This is a genomic window from Gordonia sp. UBA5067 (assembly GCF_002414845.1).
GTDB lineage: Bacteria > Actinomycetota > Actinomycetes > Mycobacteriales > Mycobacteriaceae > Gordonia > Gordonia defluvii.
This window is the reverse complement of sequence record NZ_DIAX01000025.1, coordinates 1-247: the sequence shown is the minus strand read 5'-3', so window position 1 is coordinate 247 and position 247 is coordinate 1.

Genomic DNA, 247 nt, shown 5'->3' with positions numbered 1-247 from the left:
GTCGCAGGTTCAAATCCTGTCAGCCCGACAGCAGGTCAGAGGCCCTATCCGAAGTTCGGATAGGGCCTCTGTTCTATCTCGTACCCAAACGCTGTACCCAAACCAGCCCAAACGTGCCTCAATCGAAGTACAACACCGTGTTGAACTCTGTTGAACTTTCAGACTGTAGAGATAGTTCTCTGACCTGCACATATAGAGGCAATACAACAGCCCCTACACGTTCCACACCTTTTTCTAGGTTCCCAGG